At 73.1% G+C, this 7,129-nt stretch carries 6 protein-coding genes; all 6 read right to left on the reverse strand.

Annotated features, from left to right (window positions below; all coding sequences use genetic code 11):
* Positions 1–2 precede the first annotated feature (2 nt).
* Positions 3–491, reverse strand: coding sequence for a methylated-DNA--[protein]-cysteine S-methyltransferase (locus ACFRFC_RS33130; RefSeq protein WP_382692182.1), 489 nt, complete (start codon positions 489–491; stop codon positions 3–5).
* Positions 492–500: 9 nt separating this feature from the next.
* Entirely contained in the window at positions 501–1,982 is a 1,482-nt protein-coding gene (locus ACFRFC_RS33135) for an AlkA N-terminal domain-containing protein (protein ID WP_382692183.1), read from the reverse strand.
* Between the two features lie 603 nt (positions 1,983–2,585).
* Positions 2,586–3,125 (reverse strand): hypothetical protein, encoded by a 540-nt coding sequence (locus ACFRFC_RS33140; RefSeq protein WP_382692184.1) that lies wholly within the window; start codon positions 3,123–3,125, stop codon positions 2,586–2,588.
* 81 nt (positions 3,126–3,206) lie between these two features.
* Positions 3,207–4,619, reverse strand: a complete 1,413-nt coding sequence (lpdA, locus tag ACFRFC_RS33145) for a dihydrolipoyl dehydrogenase (protein WP_382692185.1) — start codon at positions 4,617–4,619, stop codon at positions 3,207–3,209.
* A gap of 72 nt (positions 4,620–4,691) precedes the next feature.
* On the reverse strand, positions 4,692–5,222 hold the full coding sequence (locus ACFRFC_RS33150; RefSeq protein WP_382692186.1) for an O-acetyl-ADP-ribose deacetylase: 531 nt from the start codon (positions 5,220–5,222) through the stop codon (positions 4,692–4,694).
* 19 nt (positions 5,223–5,241) lie between these two features.
* Entirely contained in the window at positions 5,242–6,648 is a 1,407-nt protein-coding gene (locus tag ACFRFC_RS33155; RefSeq protein ID WP_382692187.1) for a phytoene desaturase family protein, read from the reverse strand.
* Positions 6,649–7,129: the final 481 nt, after the last annotated feature.

Here is a 7,129-nt window from a genome sequence, read left to right on the forward strand (position 1 = left end):
CGTCAGAAGAGGGCCGTTCCGCACTCGAAGTCGAGCAGGCGGCGCTTGCGGTCCAGGCCGCCGCCGTAGCCGGTGAGGCTGCCGGCGGAGCCGATGACCCGGTGGCACGGGACGATGATGCTGATGGGGTTCTTGCCGTTGGCGAGGCCCACCGCGCGGGACGCCTTGGGGTTGCCGAGGGCGTCGGCGAGATCGCCGTACGCGCGGGTCTCGCCGAAGGGGATGCGGCACAGCTGGTCCCAGACCGTGCGCTGGAAGGGCGTGCCGTTCAGCCGGAGTTCGAGGCTGAAGTCCTTCAGGTCGCCCGCGAAGTACGCCTCCAGCTGCTCCTCGGCGGCGGCGAAGGCGGGGGCGCCGTCCGCCCGTGCGCCGAAGGTCTCCTCGGTGGGGCGGTGGCGTTGCCCGGTCATGTAGAGGCCGCACAGGACGCCGTTCTCGGCGACCAGGGTGAGCGGGTCGTACGGGCTGTCGATGACTGTGTGCTGTCGCATGGAACGTCCTTATACCGGCAGGAAGTTGATCGGGTGGCTGTCGGTCGCCCAGAGGTACTGGACGGCGTACGCCCGCCAGGGGCGCCAGGCCGCCGCGCGGGCGGTGAGCGCGGCCGGCGTGGAGGGCAGGCCGAGGCCGGCCGCCGCGCGGCGGATGCCGAGGTCGGTGGGGAGGAAGGCGTCGGGGTCGCCGAGGGCGCGCATGGCGATGACGTCGGCGGTCCAGGGGCCGAAGCCGGGCAGGGCGAGGAGTTGTTCGCGGGTCTCGGGCCAGTCGCTTCCGGCGCCCAGGTGCAGGGTGCCGTCGGCGAGCCGGGAGACGAGGGTGGTGAGGGTCGTGCGGCGGGTGCGGGGCATGGCGAGGGACTCGGGGTCCAGGGACGCCAGGCGCTCGACCGTGGGGAAGAGGTGGGTCAGGCCGCCCTCCGGGTCGTCCACCGGGTCGCCGTGGGCGGTGACCAGGCGGGCCGCGTGGGTGCGGGCGGCGGCCGTGGAGACCTGCTGGCCCAGGACCGCGCGGATGGCGAACTCGGCCTCGTCGGCCGTGCGCGGCACCCGCCGTCCGGGGGCCTTGTCCACCAGCGGCGCCAGCAGCGGATCGGTGCGCAGCTGGTCGTCGACGGCGACCGGGTCGGCGTCCAGGTCCAGCATCCGGCGGCAGCGGGCGATGGCGACGGGCAGATCTCGCAGGTCACTGAGGGTGAGCCGGCAGGCGATGTGGTCGGGGCGGGGGCCGAGCGCGGCGAGGCCGTGGCCGTACGGCAGCCGGAGCGTGCGGCGGTAGGCGCCGTCCCGCCACTCCTCGACGCCGGGTACGGCGGTGGCGGCGAGGTGGCCGAAGAGGTTGTCGGGGTTGAGCGGGGCGCGGAAGGGCAGCCGCAGGGTCAGGGCGCCGCCGGTGGTCTGCGGCTGTCCCTTGGGGCGGCGGGCGCGCAGCTCGCTCGGGTTGAGGGCGAAGACCTCGCGGACGGTGTCGTTGAAGGTGCGCACGGAGGCGAAACCGGCGGCGAAGGCCAGGTCGGCCATGGGCAGGCCGGTGGTCTCGATGAGCAGCCGCGCGGTTTCGGCGCGCTGCGCGCGGGCGAGGGCGAGCGGGCCCGCGCCGAGTTCGGCGAGGAGCTGGCGCTCGATCTGGCGGGTGCTGTAGCCAAGCCGGGCGGCGAGGCCGGGGACGCCCTCGCGGTCCACCACTCCGTCGGCGATCAGCCGCATGGCGCGGGCCACGAGGTCGGCCCGCTGGTTCCACTCCGGGGAGCCCGGGCTGGTGTCGGGCCGGCAGCGCTTGCAGGCCCGGAAACCGGCCTGCTGGCAGGCGGCGGCACTGGGGTGGAAGACCATGTTCCCGGGCTTCGGCGGCACCACGGGGCAGCTGGGCCGGCAGTAGATCCCGGTGGTCAGTACCGCCGTGAAGAACCAGCCGTCGAACCGCGCGTCCTTGGACCGGACGGCGCGGACACAGCGTTCGATGTCGGTGTGCATCCCGTTCTGCATAGGTCCAGCATCGGGCACACGGTGGTGTGGGGCTGGCGAGAATCCGACATCTAGGTTGGCTGGGCAGCGAGGGGTTGGATTGGGTGGAGGGGGAGGGGGTGGGGCCGGGGGGCGTGGGGTGCGGATCGGGTGGGGCGGATTCGCCGGGGCGGCCGAGGGGTGGGGCCCCGGGTCGCCCTGAGGAGGCCGGGGTGCGGGTCGGGGGGCCCTGGGCCGGGCCGGGCTGGATCCGTCGCGGGCCGGGCCGGGTCGCCGACGGTACCGGGCCGGGTCGTGCATCGGCCGGGTGCCGACGGTAGCGGGGCTGGACCGCCCATCGGGCCGGACATCGGCGGGGCCGGGTTGGATGGCTCGCGGGCGGCGCGGCGAGGCCACCGGGGCGCGTCTCACGGAACCGTGCCCAGCCAGCGCGCCCGTCCACCGCGCGACGTGGAACAGAGCCCGCCGCATCTCCCCGAAGCCGGACGGCAGTGCCACCGGGGCGCATCGTCCAGGGAACCGTGCCTGGGCGGAGCGTCGCGCGACGCGGAGCAGGGCCGAAAATCGCCCATGGCTCAGGCGGCGGCGGTATCAGAGGACCGGTGCCCCGATGGCCTCGGGGTGTTACCGGTGGGCCGTGCGGCGGTGGGCGGCGGTGTTCGCGGACTCCTGGCGGGAGGCCAGGGCCCAGATCACGAAGACGTCGATCGCCATCAGGACCACGGCCCAGAAGGGCGCGTACGGCAGGAACAGGAACTGGGTGATCAGGCTGAGCGAGGCCAGCACGATGCCGGTGATCCGGGCCCAGGACGCGCCCGACAGGACGCCCCAGCCGGTGATGGCTACCAGGACGCCGAGGACGAGGTGGATCCAGCCCCAGCCGGTGAGGTTGATCTCGTACGTGTATGTGCCGACGCTGCTGTACACATCGTTCTTGGCGATCGCCGCGATGCCCTGGAGGACGGCGAGGATGCCGCTGCACAGCAGCAGGACACCGGCGAAGGTGACTCCGCCGGTGACCCAGCCGTCGCCGCCGGAGGACGCGGGGTGCTGTGGGCGCGCGGTCCACGCGTCGCCGATCTCGCTGTCCGGTCTGCCGGTGTCTCCCGGCGTGCCGGTCCCGCCCTGCGGCTCTCCGCCCGGTTGTGCTGCGTTCTGGCTCATGAGGCCAGGAGACGCCCGTGGCAGAGGGAAGGCGAGCGCTGAGGGCCGTATGGGTGACCCTCGCCGCGTACCCCGCGTGTCTCACATGTTGATCATGTGGCCGGCCAGTCCGTGCAGCGCCTCTTTCACCGCCTCGCCCAGGGTCGGGTGGGCGTGGACATTGCGGGCGGCCTCGTGGACGGTGAGGTCCCATTGCTGGGCCAGGGTCAGCTCGGGCAGCAGTTCGGTGACGTCGGGGCCGATGAGGTGGCCGCCGATCAGCTCCCCGTACCTGGCGTCGCTGATCAGCTTCACGAAGCCGGTGGTGTCGCCGAGGCCGTGTGCCTTGCCGTTCGCGGTGAACGGGAACTTGGCCACCTTGACGTCGTACCCCAGTGCACGGGCCTGCTCCTCGGTATGGCCGAAGCTGGCGATCTGGGGCTGGCAGTACGTGGCGCGCGGGATCATCGCGTAGTCGAGTTCCATGGTCTCGGCGTCCGCGAGGGTCTCGGCGGCGATCACGCCCATCGACTCGGCCGCGTGCGCGAGCATCAGCTTGGACGTGACATCGCCGATGGCGAAGAGGTGCGGTACGGAGGTGCGGCAGCGGCCGTCGACGTCGATCGCGCCGCGCTCGGTGAGGCGTACGCCGGTCCGCTCCAGGCCGTAGCCCTCGACATGGGGGCGGAAGCCGATCGCCTGGAGCACCTTGTCGGACTCCAGCACCTGCTGGGAGCCGTCCTTGGCGGTGACCGTGACCCTGACCTGCGGGCCGGACTCGTCGATGGCGTCGACGCGGGTGGAGGTGAGGACGTCGATGCCGAGCCTGCGGTACTGGCGGGCGAGTTCGGCGGAGACCTCGGCGTCCTCCAGGGGCGCCACCCGGTCCAGGAACTCGACGATCGTCACCTGCACGCCGTAGTTGTGCAGGATGTACGCGAACTCCACGCCGATCGCCCCGGCGCCCGCGATGATCACCGATCCGGGCAGTTCCTCGGCGAGGATCTGTTCCTCGAAGGTCACCACGCGCGCGGTGCGGCGGGTGCCGGGCAGCAGCCTGGGGCTGGCCCCGGTGGCGATGACGCAGTACTCGAAGCCGAGGGTGCGGGTGGTGCCCTCGTAGTCGGTGACCTGGAGGGTGTGCGGGTCGAGGAAGGTGCCCCGGCCGTCGTACTCCGTGATCTTGTTCTTCTTCATCAGGTAGTGGACGCCCTTGACCCGGCCGTCCGCGACCTTGCGGCTGCGCCGGTACGCCTCGCCGTAGTCGAAGGTGATCTGGCCGTCGACCTTGATGCCGAAGGTCTTCCGCTCATGGGTGACGATGTGCGCCAGCTCGGCGTTGCGCAGCAGGGCCTTGGTGGGGATGCAGCCGACGTTCAGGCAGACGCCGCCCCAGTACTTCTCCTCGACCACGGCGACGCGCTTGCCGAGCTGGGCGGCGCGGACGGCGGCGACGTATCCGCCGGGGCCGGCTCCGAGTACCACGACGTCGAAGCGGTCGTCCTGCTCGTCCATGCGGGGCCCTTTCCCGAGGGTGCGGTGCGTTTCCTCTATGGATTCTTTCGCATCATGTGCGGATTCTTCGCATCATTTCGTCTTCTCGGGGAGGTGGGCGGCGAAGGCCGCGTACGCCCGGTCGTCGAGGACCACGAATCTGACCTCGGTGACGGCCGAGCCGGCGGCGACGGTGGCGCGGACCGTCGCCACGGCGATCCGGGCTCCGTCGTCCAGCGGCCAGCCGTAGATCCCGGTGGAGATCGCGGGGAAGGCGACCGTACGGGCTCCCAGTTCGTCGGCGACCCGCAGTGACTCGCGGTAGCAGGACGCGAGCAGCTCGGAGCGGTCCTCGGTGGTGCTGTGGACCGGGCCGACGGTGTGGATCACCCAGCGGGCGTCCAGCCGGCCGGCGGTGGTGGCGACCGCCCGGCCGGTGGGCAGGCCCTTGCCGTAGTGCCCGGCCCGCAGTGCCCGGCAGGCCGCCAGGATCGCCGGGCCGCCGCGTCGGTGAATGGCTCCGTCGACGCCTCCGCCGCCCAGCAGCGAGGAGTTCGCGGCGTTGACGATGGCGTCGGCCGACTGCTGGGTGATGTCACCCCGTACGAGGGTGAGGGTCGTCATGGCACGAGGGTGAGGGTCGTCATGATCTCAGTCTGCGCCATACGGCCTTCGCCGCGTTGTGGCCCGACATGCCGTGCACGCCGGGGCCCGGCGGGGTGGCCGACGAGCAGAGGAAGACGGCCGGGTGCGGGGTGCGGTACGGGTCGAGGGTGAGTCTCGGGCGGAGCATGAGCTGGAGTCCGTCGACCGCGCCGGTGGCGATGTCGCCGCCGACGTAGTTGGCGTTGCGCGCGGCCAGCTCGGGCGGGCCGGCCGTGGCGCGGGCCAGCACCCGGTCGCGGAAACCGGGGGCGAAGCGCTCCAGCTGGCGTTCGATGGTGTCGGTGAGGTCGCCGGTGTAGCCGTTGGGCACATGGCCGTAGGCCCAGAAGACGTGCTTGCCTGCGGGGGCGCGGGTGGGGTCGACGACGCCGGGCTGCACGGTGATCAGGAAGGGCCGCTCGGGCGCCCGTCCCTCGCGGGAGACCGCCCTCAGCGCCGCGTTGATCTCCGTACTGTCCGCGCCGATCTGCACGGTCCCGGCGATCCGCGCCTCGGGCGCGGTCCACGGCACCGGTCCGTCCAGCGCGTAGTCCACCTTGAAGACACCGGGGCCGTAGCGGTACCCGTCGTAATAGGAGCCGAAGCCGGCGATACGGGCGAGGGCGGTGGGTGAGGTGTCGAAGACGTAGGCGCGGGCGGGCGGCAGCTCGTCGAGCCGCTTGACCTCGAAGCCGGTGTGGACCGTGCCGCCGCACTCCTTCAGATACGAGGTGAGGGCGTCGGAGATGGCCTGGGAGCCGCCCTGCGCCAGCGGCCAGCCCCGGGCGTGCGCGGCGAGGGCGAAGACCAGGCCGACGGCTCCGGTGGCGAGCCCGTCGAGGGGGGCCATGACATGGGCGACCAGCCCGGCGAAGAGGGTCTTCGCGGGCTCGTCCCGGAAGCGGCGGGTCAGCCAGCTGGACGGGGGCAGGCCGGCCAGGCCGAAGCGGGCGAGGGTGACCGGGTCGCGGGGCAGTGAGCTGAGGGGGAGCGACATGAAGTCGCGGACCAGGGTGTCCCACCTGGGGAGGAAGGGCGCGATCAGTCTGCGGTACGCGCCCGCGTCACGGGGGCCGAAGGAGGCGGCGGTCTCGGCGACCGAGCGGGCCAGCACGGCCGCGCTGCCGTCCGGGAAGGGGTGGGCCATGGGCAGCTCGGGGTGCAGCCAGGTCAGGCCGTGCCGCTCCAGGGGCATCGCGCGGAACGCGGGTGAGTTGACACCGAGGGGGTGGGCGGCCGAACAGGGGTCGTGGCGGAAACCGGGGAGGGTCAGCTCTTCGGTGCGGGCACCGCCGCCCACCGTGTCCCGGGCCTCGAAGACGGCCACGGAGAAGCCGCGCCGGGCCAGCTCCACGGCAGCCGTCAGTCCGTTCGGCCCCGCTCCCACCACGACCGCATCGAGCATCGACGGCACCTTCGGACTCCTTCGTCAGCCGATGGCCACTCCCGGTCAGGATATGTCGGGGGACGACATCGCCGGGCGGGGGCCCGGGGGTGAAGTGGGTGGAGTGGGGCGCCCGCCGCCCGCCGAGACCGTCCGCTCGCCGAGACCGGCCATCCCGACGAGACCGCCCGCCCCGTTCAGGCCACCCCGCCCGCCGAGACCGCCCGCCCGCTCAGGCCGCCCCCGGGCCCGCCAGCAACGCCGCCACCCTTCGCGCGGTCGCCGTGTCGCGGGCGGCCGTGAAGGGCAGGGCGTTGCCGCCCGTGATGCGGAAGGGCTCGCCGGTTCTGGTCAGCTGGGTGCCGCCCGCCGAGACCGCCCGCTCGCCGAGACCGCCCGCGCCGTTCAGGCCGCCCGCCCGTCGAGACCGTCCGCCCGTTCAGGCCCCCCCGGGCCCGCCAGCAACGCCGCCACCCTTCGCGCGGTCGCCGTGTCGCGGGCG

The sequence above is a fragment of the Streptomyces sp. NPDC056734 genome (assembly GCF_042790455.1).
Taxonomy (GTDB): Bacteria; Actinomycetota; Actinomycetes; order Streptomycetales; family Streptomycetaceae; genus Streptomyces.